The following is a 15,321-nucleotide window of genomic DNA, read 5'->3' as shown; positions in this document are numbered from 1 at the left end:
CGCCGAAGCGGCGGCCGACATCGTGGGCGAGCGGGATCCACGTCGGATACGCCGCAGCAGTTCCGCCATGCGCAGCAGGATCATCGCTTCGAATCGACGCTGGTCCGGGTGGTGCGCGTCGGGAACCGGCTGATGTCTCCCGATCCGGCCGTCCTCGGCCCAGCGCAGGCAGGTGTGCAGCGGAACGCCTGTGGCGCGGGAACATTCGCGCGCCGCGCGTTTCCGGTTCGATGCGGACACCGGTCACCTCCGCTCGGGCCGGGTCGGCTCGCTCCGGCCCTCTGGGCCCGTCGGGTGCGAGTTCTGCAGCACCGCGGCCAGCCGATTGCACACCCGGACCCGTTGGTCCGGTGTGCAATCGACCAGGAGTTTCCTCATCACGAGAACGATGACGACATCACGAACGGCTTTTGCCAGCACGACCAGAACCGACGTGGTGCAGGCGATGATCGTGATCGCGGACATACCTCTCCTCCAAGCCGTCCGGCGCGGCATCAGAGGCAGGTCTTGGGTCCTGCGAACGGTTTTCGAGGCACGAACAACGCGCGAGCATTCTGCAGCTCACCCTGGGCGTTGCCGGAGATTGCCCCTGGGCTCGGAGCCATGCCTTCGTGCAGGCATCGACGCGAGTTTATGCGATAGCTCGTCGCTACCGCAACGACGCGGCAGCCCGGTTCACGCCGGGTGAGTATCGATCTCGGCCTTGGGTTCCCGCGCGCGGGTGACGTGCAGGCTGGTGAGCGTCACCGTGGTGAGCACGACCACGATCACCAGTAGCGAAGCGAGGGTGGGGATTTGGGGGACGCCGTTCCAGATGCCGTGGGCCCAGTGCAGGACCAGCTTCACGCCGATGAAGGCGAGGATGGCGGCGAGGCCGTAGGCGAGGTGGACCAGGCGGGAGAGGGCGGCGTGCAGGACGAAGTAGAGGGCGCGCAGGCCCAGGAGCGCGAAGGCGTTGGTGGCGAAGACCAGGAAGGGGTCGCCGGTGACGCCGTAGACCGCGGGGACCGAGTCGACGGCGAAGACCACGTCGGTGGCCATGACGGCCGCCACGACCAGCGCGAGCGGAGTCAGGGCGCGGCGCATTTTCGACGGCTGGGCCGGATCCTCTTCGCGCACCACCATTTTGGTGCCCTGGTAGTCGTCGGTGACCGGCCAGAAGCGACGCAGCAGGCGGACGGACTTCATGCTGGAGATGTCGACGTCCTGCTCGTGCCCGCTGAGCGCGTCGGCCAGCAGTTTGACCGCGGTGACCAGCAGGATCAGACCGAACAGCAGGAACGCCCAGTCGAGGCTGGCCAGGGCCGCCGCGCCGAGTGCGATGAAGATGCCGCGCAACACCAGCGCGCCGGCGATGCCGTACAGCAGCACTCGCTGGGCGAGCGCGGCTGGCACCGCGAAGGCCGACAGCAACAGCATGAAGATGAACAGGTTGTCCACCGACAGCGACTTCTCCAGCAGGTAGCCGGTGAAGAACTCGGTGGCCGGGGTGCCCCCGTTGTTGATCCACAGGAACACGCCGAACGCGACGGGCAGCGCGATGTAGAAGACGGTCCAGCCGATCGCCTCGCGCATCGACACCTCGTGCGGGCGGCGGGTGAGCGCGAAGTCGAAGATCAGCAGCGCCAGCACCACCACGATGGTGCCGCCCCACAGCCAGGGCGTGCCGACGCTGTCGATGCCGGTGGAACTTGCGAGAACGGACAGGGTAGGACTCATTGGACCTCCTCGGGCAGGGAAAACCAGCCGAGGTCTCCTTCACCCATGTCCTGTGGGCGATCACCCGGGGGACGCGACGGCGCGGCCCGTATTGACCGGAATGATTCTTGGGAAGTACTCCCCTCTAGCCCGAGAGGATAGTCGACCCTTACCTGTCGCGTCCAGTCGACAGGCGAATCAGCGCGGTGTGAGCACTACAACAGCAATCGGGCGCGACGTCATCTTCTGATATTGCGCGTATCGGCCCTGGTTCACCTTGTCGGCGAGCTCGAACCGCCGTGCGTAGTCCGGGTCCGTCGGGTAGGTGGCCGTGGCGGTGACCGGGATCCGCTTGGTGCCGACCTGAATCTCGCAGTCCCCCTTGGCCTTCACATTGGCCAGCCAGCCCGGTGGCCGGGGCGAGCCGCCGTTGGAGGCGGTCACGATGTAGGAGTCGCCGTCCTTGGCGTAGGTCAGCGCATTGGTCCGCTGCTGTCCCGTCTTCCGTCCGACGGTCCGCAGCAACAGGGTGGGGTTACCGAACAGCAACTTGTGCCCGACCAGCCCGTTGGTGTTCTCGTAGAGCCACTGATGTCCCCGCAACACATTCACGAACAGATTCGCCATCGTTCCTCCTGCGATCGTGGTCGGCCCCCACATTAACGCTTCACGATCTGGTCACGATCTTGTGGATACGTTTCCCGGGCGCCCTTGCTCAGGGAGTCGAATTCCGCATCACGACAAAAGGATTCATCAGCATGACCACCGCCCTCGCCACGCCGATCAAACCTCGTAACCCGGTGCTGGTGTGGCTCGTCTGGCCGCTCATCACCCTCGGCATCTACTTCCTGGTCTGGTACTACAAGATCCACAAGGAGATGGCCGAACTCCGCCGCGACCCCGAGGCCCCCGTCGCGGGCCCCCTCCTGGTCATGATCTTCCTGTCCTGGACCGGCATCGCCGCCATCATCAGCTTCTGGCGCACCGGCAACCGCATCCGCCAGACCCAGGAAGCCGCCGGCCTCGAAGGCACCTGCAACCCGGTCCTCGGCTTCCTCCTCAACTTCGTCTTCGGCCTCGGCGTCCTCTACTACCAGCTCGAACTCAACAAGATCGCCGACCGCCCCGCCTACTGACCCGCCCCGTCCTGCCCCACTTCCCCGGGGCAGGACACACCCTCCTATCCCCGAGCCAAGTAGGCATTCCCACTCCCCTCGCGATATCATCGCGACGCCCGCGCGCAAGCGCGGTCCGGGGCGGTAGCTCAGTCGGTTAGAGCCGTGGACTCATAATCCATTGGTCGTGGGTTCGAGCCCCACCCGCCCCACTTTTGGCCTCTGAACTGCGCGAACGCTGTGCGAAGATCGCGAGACGTTCGAGTACAAAGCACCGCCAGCTTTGTATTTCGGCGTAGACTCCGCCCTTATGGGGGCGTTCAACCTAGACGATCTCCGGGAACTGAAGGACGACTTCGCCACCGAGCTACGCCGACGGAATCGCAGCAAGGCCACGATCGACGGCTACCTCGTCCGTATCGACTACTTCATCGAGTTCCTCACGGAGAGAGATCTTCCGACCACCGGGCCAAACATCACCCGGGACCACATCGGCGTATTTATCGAGTCGCTTCTGACCCGACCGAACAAGCGCACAGGCAAGCCGCTCACCGCGGAGTACGCCCGCAGTCACTACCGGGCACTGCAGCAGTTCTTCAAATACCTTGCGGCCGAAGAGATCGTCACCGCGGACCCGTTTGACAAGATGACGCTTCCCGACGCTCCAGAGAAGCTCGTCGAGGTACCCGCCGACGACGCGCTACGCCAACTTCTCGCCGAATGCGCTGGCACCGACTTCAACGATCTCCGAGACACGGCCATCATCCGGTTGTTCGCCGACACCGGTTGTCGTGCAGGAGAAATCGCCGGACTTAACATCGACGACCTCGACTTCGCCGAGAACACAGCGCTGGTGTTGGGCAAGGGTCGCAGACCACGAACCGCACCGTTCGGCGACAAGACCCGAACCGCGCTCCGCAAATACCTTCGGGCCCGCGCGAAACACCCGAAAGCCAAGAGAGACGACACCTCGCTCTGGCTGGGCTATCAGGGCAGAATGACCGATCACGGCATCCGGCAGATGCTCGAACGCCGCGCTGTCGCAGCCGGTATCGGCCATATCCATCCCCACCAGTTCCGGCACTGGTTTGCTCATACTTGGCTGGCCAATGGTGGCCAGGAACAAGACCTCATGATGCTGGCGGGCTGGCGCTCTCGCCAGATGCTGGACCGCTACGGAAAATCGGTGGCCGATGAACGTGCGAAGGCCGCGCACCGCCGTGCTCGGCTCGGAGACGAGTTGTAGGGGAGTGCGATGGTGGTCGATGAGGTTTTGGGTAAGGCGACCTGCGATGCACTGATCCGTGCCGCAGATGGTCTCACCCATGGCGTGGTTGTTGTATCCGGTTTTCCTGCGGTCGGAAAGTCGAGCGTATCCAGATGGCTGGCTTCACAATTCGATGCAGTGGTCTTGGACAAGGACTCCTTCGCGCCAGCCCTTGAGCAAGCGGTGATGTCCGAGCTCACCGGCAACCCGCACGATCGCGACAGCGCAACCTATCGCCGCATCGTTGGTCCCCACATCTACGACGCGCTCGTGCAGAACGCATTGACGATCGGCCGCCGCCACCTCGTAATCGTTGACGCCCCATTTATCGACTACGTGCGTTCCGCTGCCCGAGAAGAGATGTCACTGGCGACCTACATCAAGACGAAGGCCAACAGCGCGACGGAGACCCGCACGATGTGGATACATGCTGCGGCCGACGAGATCCGGAAGCGAATGATCCGCCGCGGTGCCGAACGAGATCAGCCGAAGATCGTAGACTGGCCGACCTATCGCTCCGAGGTTCTGGACTCTGGTGTTGGTTTGGTCGCGCAGAAGGTTGTCGACGCTGTCGTGATGAACGAGTAGTCAGCCGAGGTACGGCACAGGCTGGTCGGAGTATCCGTGTTCGATCCGGAGCTCCATTGTCGGGTGGATATCGAAGTTATGCAGGTCGTCTCGGTCTACCCACTGCACCTTGCTGGATTCGACACTCGTGCGAGTTTGTCCGCCAACAGCCTTCGCTCGGAGGCAGATTGAAAACTGTTGCCGCACTTCACCATCCGAGAATGCGACGACGTGTCGGGGGTCTGAGTAGATCCCAACCAATCCCACGATTTCAACATTGATCCCGGTCTCTTCGAGAGTCTCTCGGACGGCGCACTCCGAGACCGACTCACCGAATTCCAGGGCACCACCAGGCACAGCCCACAGCCCGTTGTCGCTGCGCTGGATAAGTAGGACATGACCACGGTCATCAAGGACGAAGACGGTGGTGGCGACCACGATGCTGTTTGGCTCGGGGGCGTCCGGCTGGTTGTAGTAGTCGACACGGGCCATCATTCGCCCCGATCGCTGAAGGTTGGCGAAGGGTTCCAACTCATCCGCTAACCGTACCGGCGGTGGCGTGCTCGATGTGTGCTCTTCTTAAGCATGACCACCATCTGTGCCGGGCGACGATCCCGATCGCCTTGAGAGTGGGCGGAGCAGGTAGGGTAGCTCGCCGTGATCAGTGCTGTGGTGTTCGATGTCGGTGAGACCTTGGTCGACGAGACCCGCGAGTACGGCACATGGGCTGATTGGCTCGGTGTGCCCCGACACACTTTCGCTGCTGTCTTCGGGGCGACGATCGCCAATGGTCAGGATTACCGGCAGGCATTTCAGGTGTTTCAGCCGGGCTTCGACTTGACCAAGGAACGCCAAGCTCGAGCTGACGCCGGGCGACCCGAGACGTACGGTGAGGATGACCTGTACCCAGATGTCCGGCCCGGTCTATCGAGGTTGCGCGAGATGGGCGTGTGGGTCGGAATCGTTGGCAATCAAACGGTTAGGTCCGGTCAGATTCTTCGGAGTTTGAACCTGCCGTCGGATTTCATTGCGACATCGGATGACTGGGGTGTCGAGAAGCCCTCACCGGAATTCTTCGAGAAGATCGTCGAGGTAGCGCCGGGCGTCGCCGACCAGATCGTGTACGTCGGTGACCGCATCGACAACGATATTGCCCCTGCTAAGCACGCAGGCATGCGAACTGCCTACCTGCAACGCGGGCCGTGGGGGTGGATTCTCCGAAACAAAGAACAGGTCGCCGATCTTTCAGACTGGAGGATCCACGACCTGACCGAACTTCCAGATATCGTTGCTGCGGAGAATGATTCGACGCGCTAGCCGACCAGCGAATTAACGGTGGTGTGCCAGTTGTAGAGCCGATCGTCGAGTACGCGGACAGCTGGCAGGGAGTCCCACTGTCGGAGAGTCTGACGTACAGCCTTAATCCGATCCATTGCGGTTGCGTACCAGGTCCGGCCAAGCTGATCGAGTGCGTCTTCCAAGTAGGCACAGGCAGATTCCGGCTGACTTTCCAGCACAGCTGAGGCGGCCAGATCTGCAAGGTAGACGGCGCGCTGTTTAACGGCATCGTCCGGCAGGTCGACCAGAACTCGTTCGAGGGTTTCGCGTGCTTCCCGACCGCGTCCCGCGACCAACAAGGTGTTCCCCTTGAACCCTGCCAATCGTGTTGGAGAGAACCAATCCAGCCAGGCCGGTGATGGGTTGATCTCCTGGTCGTGTTCGTCATAAACCTTCTCGGCGTGATCGATGAGGCTCAGTGCGCGTCGCGTGTCACCGAACCGCGTTTCGACCTCTGCCTCGACAGCGTCAAGCCACGCGATCATCTCCGCACTGGCATTTCCGCGGCGCGCGAAGGCACGAGCGGCTCGCATCCGGTCTCGTGCCTCTTCTGCACGGGAGGGATCACCGGAGAATGCAGGCGCGAACGCCATATGAGCCAGAACTGCTGCTCCCAGCAGAGCATCGTCTGCCTCGTGTGCAGCTTGCAGTGCCACGACAAAGCTTGGCTGTGATAGCTCGGGCTGTTGGAGATCGAAGAATTCAACGCGGCCTGCGAGAAGGCTCGACTCGGCAACAGCCCGGGAGACCATCGGCTTTGCCGATTCGGGAACTTGTGCGAGCAGCTCGATTCCGAGCTGGGCATGGTCTGCGACTGACCTGTGCAAGCGTGTGGCAGGTATCGACCAGTAGAGATGTCGATAGGACACGGTGATGTTCATGAAATCCTTTGCGACCGAGGCAGGTAGCAAAGGGGACGCTGCGCTGACCAAGCGCTGCCCGAGGGATGCTTTGGTTGAGAAGTGCTTCGGCGAGGAGGCCGGAGTGTCTCGATCCTCGACCCACGGTGGCGTGAAACCCAGTTCGGTTACAGGGCGTTTGAACAAGGTTTCCAGCGCCGTCGCGTGTTCGGCGTGCGGCCATGGCGGCTCCGAGGATTCCCAACGTCGCACGGTTCGTGCGTTGACCGAGACCCGCAGGCCGATGGACTGAGCGGTCTTGTTCACTGCCTCTGCGAGCGCGGCTTGAGAGCGAAGACCGAGTGCCTGTCGTGCGGCACGGAGCGCAGCGTTGCCTGGAGTGGTCATGAACCAAGTCTAGTCCTCAAAGCGGTCATGTAGCAGGGCAATTCGCAGCAAACGTCCGCTGTATGTCCTCCTTTGTGGCCTATTCTGGGACATCTTCGGGGCGGAATATCTCATCAGGCGCAAGTCGCGCTGGTCTTACGGAAACGGCAGAAGTTTCCGTTCTTTTCCACTCTGAGGAGATACCGATGACGTCTACCGATCATCTCTATTTCGACCCCCCGAGAGCGCAGAACTTGATCAGTCTCAAGACTGCCGCGGCCCTCGTTGAAGTCGATCCAAGAACGATCAAGAACTGGATCAAATCCGGTGATCTACAAGGGTTTCGGGTGAGGGGGCGCATGTGGCGGATCGACCGGGAGGAACTTCTCGCCCTCGCTCGCCCAGTCGCTCCGGAGTCCACGGATGGCCTCGTATGAGTACGCCGAATGATCGGGTTCTTCAAGCGCGAATCGCTGCTCATGCCTCGTGGGCGAAGACGGATGACCGAGCAGCCCGAACTGCCAAGGCGCGCAAGGCAATGGAGAGCAAGTTCGAGAAGCAGGTCGACCCGGATGGTGTACTGCCGCCTGTTGAGCGCGCTCGTCGTGCCGAGCATGCCCGCAAAGCGCATTACACCCGATTGGCTTTGAAATCTGCGCAGGCACGTCGGCGCAGGTCCGGGGGTGCGAGCAAAGGTGGTGCAGCCCAATGACTCTCATGGCCGAGGCTGCGCAAGAGCTCACGGATCGCATCAGGGCGGGTGCAGAGATGGTGTGGGAGCTGATCACTGAGGCATACCTTGATCGGGTATGGGAGGTCCTGGGCTACTGCTCGTGGGATGAATACTGCACCAAGGAGTTTGGAAGCTGTCGGCTCCAGCTGCCGCGGGAAGAGCGTCAAGAGATTGTCGCGTCCATGCGCGAGATCGGTATGAGCACTCGCGCGATCGCAGCCGCTACTGGAGTGAACTACGCAACCGTATCCCGAGACTTGGCAGGTGTTGCAGATGCAACACGTGGACCTGTTACCGGTAAGGATGGCAAGTCGTATTCGGCGAAAGACTCTGGCCTGGAGACAGATTCGCCTAATGATCGGCCTGAACCCGATTCCGACGGAGATGGCGACCTGTCCCGTTCGCGCCGACGTCGTCCGATTGCTGAGGCTTTTGACGCGGCGCGGTACGACCTGCTGAAGCGAGCCGAAACGCTGGTTCGCCTAGCTGCTGACGATCGGTTCGATCGCAACTCCTATCAGTTGGCGCAGCGCTACCGATTCGACCTCGTTCAGGCGCGGGACGCGATTCAGGCCGTCCTCGATCGCCTGCCCGAACCCATCACCACGGAATCCCTGGAGGGATGACCCATGCATCTCGTCAACTCCGAGCGGCCGGGAGAGGCCATGATCAGCCAGATCATCGAGATCGATGCCCCCATGGCACGACACATGCTCGAAAACAACCCGAACAACCGCCCCGTCCGCCAGGCGCGGGTCCAGCAGTACTACGACGACATGGTCTCTGGCCGTTGGCTTTTCAACGGTGAAGCGATCAAGTTCAGCGCGGACGGGGAACTCCTCGACGGCCAGCACCGGCTGCAGGCCATCGCTCGCACCAGCGGGCAGAAGTTCCCGATGCTGGTGGTGCGGGGTCTGCCCCGCGATACCCAAGTGACGATGGACCAGGGTGCCAAGCGCACCCCGGCCGATCAGCTCACTCTGACCGGGGTCACCGGCCACAACACCACCCTGATCGCCGCGGCGCTGCGGGTGTATATCCCGTGGCTGGAAGGCAACCTGTTCGGCGACTACACCCGAAATACGGTGTCCACCACCAGGATCGTCGAGTTCGCCCAGGTGTACCCAGAAACCGTGGCGCTGGCCGAGCGGTTCACCTCGGTGGCCAAGCGGTTGAAGTGCCGCCCCGCGGTGGCGGTCGCGGCATTGATCCGGCTCACCGAGATCGACGCCGAGGCGGCACGGGAGTTCCTGCAGCTGTGGGACAGCCTGGTCGGACTGCCCGCGGGCTCACCGATTCTCGCGTTGCGCCAGCGCTTGGACTACACCCACACCCACAAGATCCGCACCAGCGACCGCGACCAGATCGGATTGATCGTGGCGGCCTGGAATCTGTGGCGACGCGGCAAATCGGTATCGAAGTTGCAACGCCCCAAGGGCGGCTACAGCGTCGAGAACTTCCCGGAGCCGAGGTGATCCCCATGCTCCGAACCTCTCTGATCACCGCGGTGATCCTGCTGATCCTCGGTCTGATGGCCCCTCAACTGGCGGTGCTGTTGCTGGTCGCGCTGCTGATCCTCGGCGCGGCGGTCGCGGTCCACTCATCTTCACGCGGTCGTCGGCGAGGTGGTCGGTAATGAACGACTACATCCTCATGGAATCGGCGGACCGGCGTGCGGTGTCGATGCCGCCCGGGGTGCTCGCGGCGTTGCTGTTGCTGGCGTTCGTGTTCGCGGCGGGCCTGTATCTGGGCGTGCTGCTGTTCGGGCGGCATTCCGCACTGCCGGTGACCGTGGTGGCCTGCCCCGCACCAGGTACGCAGGTGGCGGTGTGGCCGTCGGACTGCCCACACGATGCGGTGATGACGCGGTGAGCGGCAAGGAATTTCGCCAACAGCCCCACGAAACCCGCTTCCTGGAATTCGTGTCGCAGGAACGCGCGATGGCGATGGCGTTGGTGCCGACCGCGATCGGCCGCAGCCTGCGCGCGGCCCGCACGATGGTGCACCGGCTGCGCCAGTCCGGCCAACTGCAGGTAACCCGCATGGACACCGGCGAGCCGGGACCCTGGCGGCCCTCACCGTACTTCGATGACCCCGACGCACCGGCCCACGGACCGTTATGGGTGTTCCCGGATCGCGAAACATCTTGGGGATATACCGATTTCGATCCGGGACCGTGGGAGCCGCGGCCGTCGATGGCGGCGCACATGACCGCGGTGACCGCGCTGCGGCTGGCCTTGATGGGCATGGAGACCGACCCGGACCTGTGGACTAGCGAACGGCTGCTCTACCACCGACTGCATTCCGAGGGCGGCCAGCCCATCGGGCACGTGCACGACGCTTGGTTTCAGGACTTCACCGATCCGGACAAGGTGTGGGCTGTCGAGGTGGAGCTGACCCGCAAACGCGGCGCGGGTCGCCTGCAGCACGCCATGACCGCCGCCCTGGACGCCGCCGACCGGCACGACCTCGCCGGAGTCCTGTACTTCGTGCGCGGCGAGAGCCTGCGTCGTGCGGTGGAGGCGACGGCTGTGCGGATCGCGCACAAGCGAGGCATCGAACGGGTGCCGAATCTCGAAATCCATGACCTGGACGCCACTTTGGCGCGAAAGGAGATGCCGTGATCACGCACGGAACCCAACACAACAGCCCCCGCCCCTTGTTGATCGTCATCGACGAGTGCGGCGACACCGATGACGTCGAACTGGCCCAGTGGATGCGCCGAAAGATGGCCTCCTGCATGGGAATCGACCCTGATCGGGTCCGGCTGTGGCTGACCGAATCATGGACGGATCTGTGGTCGCTGTCGGCCGAGGAAACCACTGCTGTGCTGAAGGCCCTGATCGGCGAGCCCGAGCCTCCGGACGGGGTGATCTGATCATGGCTGATTGCACTCCGTTGATCACTCCGCAGGACTGCGGCACCACCGCGCAGATCCTGCCGCCCGTACCGACTTCGACACCGGTCCTCACCACGGACCCCGCCGCGCCGCCGCAGGTCCTGGTGAACACAGTGCCCACACCGACGAACGCACCGAGCGGGTTCGAGAACCCGGCCTTGCCCAATGGCTGGCGGGCACCGGATTGGCATCTGCATATCGGCAGCGTCGGTGAGGTTTTCGCGACGGCGGGCACGGCCGTGCTCGGGCTCGGATTCCTGATCGTCCTCGCAGTCGCCCTGAACGGACTGGCAGCATGGCGGCGGTGGGAGGCCCGGCAGGTCCGCAACTACGCCGCCGGAACCTTGGTGCTACCGCTCGCGGCAATGTGGATCGCGGATTCCTGGTTCGCGCCGTTGACCTTGTGGTGGCAGGGCACGCGGGTGCTCGTGGCGTCGGGCCCGGGGTCGGGTGCGATCGTGGCCATGATCGCCGGGTGCCTGCCGGTGGCGTGGACGCTGACTGCGGTGTATCGGGCACGGTTCTTGGCGCGGTTGGATACCGAGGGTTCGGATTCGCCGTGGAAGACCCGCCGCTTGCAGCGCCGCCAGCGCCACGGCAAAGCCCGCGCTGCCCGCCGTGCCGCCCGTTACGGGGCACCGCTTGTGACCGGCTGGTTCAAGGCCCGCGTCGTGCTCGGGTCGCTGTCGGAACGCACCGACGCGACCCAACCGACCACCGTCACCCGGCTGGTGGACAAACGAACCTCGCGGTTGGAGATCCCGATTGAGGGGCTCGGCCACATGGTCGTTTTGGGCAAGTCGCAGAAGGCGGGCAAGACCACGATGCTCGTGCGGGTCGGGACCGGCTTGTATTCCGCGTACTGGCACCGCTACGTCCGGAGTGGCGAGAAGCGACCCCTTTTGATCTTCATCGACTGCAAGGGCGGCAAACCCGGTCTCGCGACGGGCCGTCAGGTGGTGAAGATCGCCGCGAAGCTGAAGGTGGACCCGAAGCGGATTGCGTTGTGGCCCATCACCAATCGTCTCGATCTGTGGTCGATGGACGTCGATGACATGTGCGCGACCTTGGAAGCGATGATCAATCCAGTACAGGCGACCGAGTCCGGGGCCGAGCACTTCAAGCAGAACCGGATCCGGGTCACCAAGCTCGCGGTCGACGCGCCGTGTGGTCCGCCGAAGTCGAAGAAGGAGTTCCTCGACCGGCTCAGTGTCGACTGGCTGAAGACAATCGGGTGGCCCAACGAGGACGCGATCCTCGCCGAGATCGACGCGTTGGAGAAGAACAAGCCGCCCGCGGTCGGGGATGTGTCGGGCAAGTTCCGCAACATTTTCGCCGCGATCGGTGAGGGTTTCGACGGCGGGCGACCGCTGGATTCCTTCGACGTCATCTATGCGACGGTGCCAGGCACGGTCCGCGGGGAGAACGCCCGCGCCCAGGTCGCCGCCCTCAACACCTTGATCACGCAGTTTGCCTGCGGTGAGCATGACCGGCAGATCATTTTGATCATCGATGAGATGTCGGCGGTGGCCGACAAGACCGGCGGCATCTCCCAAATCGATATCGCCGAACGGCTTTTGGGCATGGACGTGGTCGCGTTCTTCGCCGCCCAGAACCAATTCGGGCTCGGACAAACCCCCGATGAACGCCGCCGCCTGCTCGAAGCCTGCCCGTCGGGTGCGCTGCTGATGTGTCAGGAGGGCGGCGGCAAGGTCAGCGAGGTGTTCGGGTCGGGTCCGGTTACCGAGAGCACGCGGCATTCCAAGGGCGGCAAGGTCGGTGAGGACGGCACTCTGGGCAACCGGGACACGTTCTTGATCGACCCCAACCGGCTCGCGGAGTTCGAACGCGGCGACGTGGTGTGGGTGCATGCTCTCAAAGCTCAATGGGGCCATGTGATCCCGGTCGATCTCGACGAAATCGTCGCGCTGCCCGCGGATCCGCGGCCGGAGCGGTGGGCGGTCAACACATTGCCGCGGGTGCCGTTGCAGAAAGTCCGTGAGCTCGATTCCGGGCGGGCGCGCCGCGCGGATCTCGGTTTCAGCGAGGGCGGTGAAGCGGCATGACCGACTACCTACGCCCCATGGCCGCCTACGTGACCACCCTCGGCGGACATCACAACCAGCCTCACCACACCCTGTTGTCCACCCAGGACACCAGCGCGGACACCCCGGACACCCAGGCGGACACCACCGTCGAGGACGCGGACACCCGCACGGAGCGAGGGCGGACACGATGACCACCCCCACCACCCCGCGCGGCCGAGGAGTCGCCCGGACCGGGTTCGTGTTCGGGTCGCTGACCTCGGTGGCCATCAATGTGCTGCACACCTATCTACCGACCGTCCACATGCCCGCCGGGCTCACTCTGGTGATCGCAGCGCGGATCGGGTCCGCGGTGTGGCCGTTGGGGTTGCTGCTCAGTGTGGAAATCCTGGCCCGGGTGGCGTGGCGGCGCGGGCGAGGCTGGTCGATCGCGCGGTTTGGCGGAGCGGGAGCCGTGGCGTTCGGGTCGGCTGTCATCTCTTACTCCCATGTCCGAGATGTGCTGTTGGCCTGGGGATACGGGCATCCTGCCGCCGAGTTCGGGCCGCTGACTCTCGACGGGTTGATGGTGGTCTCCGGGTTCGCCCTGCTGGCACTGACCCCCGGCAACCTGGGCACCGCGGCCGAGCAGCACGCGGCGGATGCCGCCGTTCGGCGGCGAGTGCGGATCCGAGACCCGAAACCGATACCCGCCCGAGAGATTCCACTCGCGACGCAAATCGAGGCCTTGACTGTCCCTGCCGATTTGGTGATGGCCACGGTGTCCGGACAGCCCGACAGCCGTGTCCGCGGGGCGGACACCGGTGCCGGACAGGCGGACAGCCCCATGACGCCGATGACCGCTGAGCCTGGACAGGCGGACACCGAGCCCGATGCCCGCCGCGAGCGAGCGCGGGAACTGCACGGCCTGGGCTGGTCTCATGGCCGCATCGCGACCGAACTCGCGGTCAGCAAACGCACCGTCCGCCGGTACCTGTCCACCCACTCGGACACCACCGACCGCGTGGACACCGCGGTGACCGATCCCGCGGACACCACCGCGGCCGCGGCGCTGGCCGAGCCGGATCTCGACTGGCTGGCCGCCTTGAACACCAACCACCACCACGAGCCGCAAGGAGCTCTGTCATGACCAACAGCGATGGCAACGGCCAGGGAATCGATTGGGACGGTGAGCTGACCGCGCTCATGGAGTCCTCCGGCATCGATCCCGCCCAACTCACCCGACCCAGTCTCGCCCGGCGTGCCGGCCGCTGGATCATCAAGGCCCGCGCGGCAATCGGCGCGGTCGTCGTGACAGTCCCCGTGATGTGGCTGGTCGACGGTTCGGGTGCCCCGGCCGCCGCCACGATGCCGCTGATGGTGTGGCTGGCGGGCTGGATCGGCTACGGGATCTGGGTCAGCGCCGCCCGCCCTGACACCGCCACCCTGGCCTACCACCTCCAAGACCTCGCGACCGCCCTCTACCGGGCCGGTTCGCGGCAGGTATTCGAACGCTCCCGCCCCGCCCGCGTCCGCTGGCGCGCCGCGCGTCTCGCCCAGACCACGGCCTGACCCCCGAGAACCCTTGAAAGGAATGTGAACTCTCATGTCCGGCAACGAAGTTGACGAAGCGGCCCGAAACTGGCCGCAGTTGATGGCCTTGTTCCTGCAGATGGTGGGACGGATTCAACGCGCGAGCGCCGACGGCTCGATCCGCCTCTCCCGCACCGAGTACAAGCAGTTCGTGAGTGAGTTCCGCGACGCACAGAAACTGCTCACTCACCAGATCGATACGACCCGCGCGTGGTATCAGGCCCGCACCGAGGAATACCAGCGGGAGTCCCGCGCCGCGGCGGCCCGCGCCCAGGCCGGTGCCAGCGCCGAGGAACAGGCCAATGCCACCGCGTATCTGTCCGGGCTGCGGGCGGGGATCGAACACACCGTCCACGACACCGTCCTGACCGCCGAACAGCGGGGGCAAGTCATCCAAGCCCTCGACGTTGTCGACACCGACCCGGGAAAACCGGTACCCCGCAACATGTTCGGTCCGGTCTCTGGGAAGGCCGCGGTGCAGGCCCGCTACGCCGCCGCGGAGAGTGAACAGCGGGTAGTCGCCCACCGCGAGCAACGCGCCGCCGCGACCGAGCAAGCAGCGATCCCGGCGACGGCGGGCACCGCCGAGATGCAGCGCGAGGCTGCCAAGCGGTTCGACGAACTGTCGAAGCGTATCGAGCAGTTGGAACAGCGTTTGGCCGTGCTGGTCCCTCGTGAAACCGCTACCGCGGCCACTACCAACGGGCACGCCAAGCCCCGCGCGACCCAGAAGGCCGAAAACACGGTCCGCCAGCACAACGGGCAGATGCAACCGCGCGCCGAGGAACAGGCCCAGCAGCAGCCGAGCAACGGTGCCGCCACCCATGACCCTGCCGCACAGGCCGAGTCGCCGGACCCGGG

22 protein-coding genes and 1 tRNA gene are annotated in these 15,321 nt (G+C 64.4%); 17 read left to right on the top strand and 6 right to left on the bottom strand.

What is annotated here, in order from left to right:
* From ACWELQ_RS16320 to ACWELQ_RS16305, 4 genes are all read right to left on the bottom strand, one after another.
* Nucleotides 1–240: hypothetical protein (locus ACWELQ_RS16320; RefSeq protein ID WP_452397859.1), on the bottom strand; the 240-nt coding region annotated here is incomplete at its 3' end.
* A gap of 3 nt (nucleotides 241–243) precedes the next feature.
* The gene (locus ACWELQ_RS16315; protein ID WP_452397858.1) at nucleotides 244–465 is read right to left on the bottom strand and encodes a hypothetical protein; all 222 of its coding nucleotides are present in this window, start codon (nucleotides 463–465) and stop codon (nucleotides 244–246) included.
* Between the two features lie 210 nt (nucleotides 466–675).
* The gene (locus tag ACWELQ_RS16310) at nucleotides 676–1,719 is read right to left on the bottom strand and encodes a TerC/Alx family metal homeostasis membrane protein (RefSeq protein WP_452397857.1); all 1,044 of its coding nucleotides are present in this window, start codon (nucleotides 1,717–1,719) and stop codon (nucleotides 676–678) included.
* A 177-nt stretch (nucleotides 1,720–1,896) separates the two neighbouring features.
* A complete protein-coding gene (locus ACWELQ_RS16305; protein ID WP_452397856.1) occupies nucleotides 1,897–2,325 on the bottom strand; it encodes a nitroreductase family deazaflavin-dependent oxidoreductase in 429 nt (142 codons plus the stop codon).
* Nucleotides 2,326–2,456: 131 nt separating this feature from the next.
* Here ACWELQ_RS16305 and ACWELQ_RS16300 point away from each other — a divergent pair, with 131 nt between their 5' ends.
* From ACWELQ_RS16300 to ACWELQ_RS16285, 4 genes are all read left to right on the top strand, one after another.
* The gene (locus ACWELQ_RS16300; protein ID WP_452397855.1) at nucleotides 2,457–2,834 is read left to right on the top strand and encodes a DUF4234 domain-containing protein; all 378 of its coding nucleotides are present in this window, start codon (nucleotides 2,457–2,459) and stop codon (nucleotides 2,832–2,834) included.
* Between the two features lie 117 nt (nucleotides 2,835–2,951).
* Nucleotides 2,952–3,025 (top strand) — tRNA-Ile (locus tag ACWELQ_RS16295).
* Between the two features lie 98 nt (nucleotides 3,026–3,123).
* A complete protein-coding gene (locus tag ACWELQ_RS16290; protein ID WP_452397854.1) occupies nucleotides 3,124–4,059 on the top strand; it encodes a tyrosine-type recombinase/integrase in 936 nt (311 codons plus the stop codon).
* A gap of 9 nt (nucleotides 4,060–4,068) precedes the next feature.
* A complete protein-coding gene (locus ACWELQ_RS16285; RefSeq protein WP_452397853.1) occupies nucleotides 4,069–4,668 on the top strand; it encodes an AAA family ATPase in 600 nt (199 codons plus the stop codon).
* Here ACWELQ_RS16285 and ACWELQ_RS16280 read toward each other — a convergent pair whose 3' ends face one another.
* Complete coding sequence (locus tag ACWELQ_RS16280) at nucleotides 4,669–5,139, bottom strand: NUDIX hydrolase (protein ID WP_452397860.1); 471 nt, start codon at nucleotides 5,137–5,139, stop codon at nucleotides 4,669–4,671. It lies immediately after the preceding gene.
* Between the two features lie 165 nt (nucleotides 5,140–5,304).
* Here ACWELQ_RS16280 and ACWELQ_RS16275 point away from each other — a divergent pair, with 165 nt between their 5' ends.
* The gene (locus ACWELQ_RS16275) at nucleotides 5,305–5,964 is read left to right on the top strand and encodes an HAD family hydrolase (RefSeq protein ID WP_452397852.1); all 660 of its coding nucleotides are present in this window, start codon (nucleotides 5,305–5,307) and stop codon (nucleotides 5,962–5,964) included.
* Here the strand turns inward: ACWELQ_RS16275 and ACWELQ_RS16270 are convergent.
* Nucleotides 5,961–7,232 carry a helix-turn-helix transcriptional regulator gene (locus ACWELQ_RS16270; RefSeq protein ID WP_452397851.1) on the bottom strand — a complete coding sequence of 424 codons (1,272 nt, stop codon included), beginning with the start codon at nucleotides 7,230–7,232 and terminating at the stop codon, nucleotides 5,961–5,963. The two genes, ACWELQ_RS16275 and ACWELQ_RS16270, sit on opposite strands and share 4 nt — an antisense overlap.
* Nucleotides 7,233–7,294: 62 nt before the next feature.
* Between ACWELQ_RS16270 and ACWELQ_RS16265 the strand changes: the two genes are divergently transcribed.
* From ACWELQ_RS16265 to ACWELQ_RS16210, 12 genes are all read left to right on the top strand, one after another.
* Nucleotides 7,295–7,648: a helix-turn-helix domain-containing protein gene (locus tag ACWELQ_RS16265; protein WP_452397850.1), complete on the top strand. Its 354-nt coding sequence runs from the start codon at nucleotides 7,295–7,297 to the stop codon at nucleotides 7,646–7,648.
* A gap of 271 nt (nucleotides 7,649–7,919) precedes the next feature.
* On the top strand, nucleotides 7,920–8,570 hold the full coding sequence (locus ACWELQ_RS16260; RefSeq protein ID WP_452397849.1) for a hypothetical protein: 651 nt from the start codon (nucleotides 7,920–7,922) through the stop codon (nucleotides 8,568–8,570).
* Between the two features lie 3 nt (nucleotides 8,571–8,573).
* Nucleotides 8,574–9,419: a hypothetical protein gene (locus tag ACWELQ_RS16255; protein WP_452397848.1), complete on the top strand. Its 846-nt coding sequence runs from the start codon at nucleotides 8,574–8,576 to the stop codon at nucleotides 9,417–9,419.
* 5 nt (nucleotides 9,420–9,424) lie between these two features.
* Nucleotides 9,425–9,580, top strand: coding sequence for a hypothetical protein (locus tag ACWELQ_RS16250; protein ID WP_452397847.1), 156 nt, complete (start codon nucleotides 9,425–9,427; stop codon nucleotides 9,578–9,580).
* Nucleotides 9,580–9,816, top strand: a complete 237-nt coding sequence (locus ACWELQ_RS16245) for a hypothetical protein (RefSeq protein ID WP_452397846.1) — start codon at nucleotides 9,580–9,582, stop codon at nucleotides 9,814–9,816. Before ACWELQ_RS16250 ends, ACWELQ_RS16245 begins: the two co-directional genes overlap by 1 nt.
* Nucleotides 9,813–10,568: a hypothetical protein gene (locus tag ACWELQ_RS16240; protein ID WP_452397845.1), complete on the top strand. Its 756-nt coding sequence runs from the start codon at nucleotides 9,813–9,815 to the stop codon at nucleotides 10,566–10,568. Before ACWELQ_RS16245 ends, ACWELQ_RS16240 begins: the two co-directional genes overlap by 4 nt.
* Nucleotides 10,565–10,822 carry a hypothetical protein gene (locus ACWELQ_RS16235; RefSeq protein ID WP_452397844.1) on the top strand — a complete coding sequence of 86 codons (258 nt, stop codon included), beginning with the start codon at nucleotides 10,565–10,567 and terminating at the stop codon, nucleotides 10,820–10,822. Before ACWELQ_RS16240 ends, ACWELQ_RS16235 begins: the two co-directional genes overlap by 4 nt.
* A gap of 2 nt (nucleotides 10,823–10,824) precedes the next feature.
* Nucleotides 10,825–12,909 (top strand): hypothetical protein, encoded by a 2,085-nt coding sequence (locus ACWELQ_RS16230; protein ID WP_452397843.1) that lies wholly within the window; start codon nucleotides 10,825–10,827, stop codon nucleotides 12,907–12,909.
* Nucleotides 12,906–13,082 (top strand): hypothetical protein, encoded by a 177-nt coding sequence (locus tag ACWELQ_RS16225; protein WP_452397842.1) that lies wholly within the window; start codon nucleotides 12,906–12,908, stop codon nucleotides 13,080–13,082. Before ACWELQ_RS16230 ends, ACWELQ_RS16225 begins: the two co-directional genes overlap by 4 nt.
* Nucleotides 13,079–14,017 (top strand): hypothetical protein, encoded by a 939-nt coding sequence (locus ACWELQ_RS16220; RefSeq protein WP_452397841.1) that lies wholly within the window; start codon nucleotides 13,079–13,081, stop codon nucleotides 14,015–14,017. Before ACWELQ_RS16225 ends, ACWELQ_RS16220 begins: the two co-directional genes overlap by 4 nt.
* Nucleotides 14,014–14,439 (top strand): hypothetical protein, encoded by a 426-nt coding sequence (locus ACWELQ_RS16215; RefSeq protein ID WP_452397840.1) that lies wholly within the window; start codon nucleotides 14,014–14,016, stop codon nucleotides 14,437–14,439. Before ACWELQ_RS16220 ends, ACWELQ_RS16215 begins: the two co-directional genes overlap by 4 nt.
* 34 nt (nucleotides 14,440–14,473) lie before the next feature.
* A partial coding sequence (locus tag ACWELQ_RS16210) for a hypothetical protein (RefSeq protein WP_452397839.1) occupies nucleotides 14,474–15,321 on the top strand: 848 nt, incomplete at its 3' end.

Source organism: Nocardia sp. NPDC004722, from assembly GCF_053601505.1.
The sequence above is the reverse complement of the archived record's forward strand: the minus strand, read 5'-3'. Positions and strand labels throughout refer to the sequence as shown.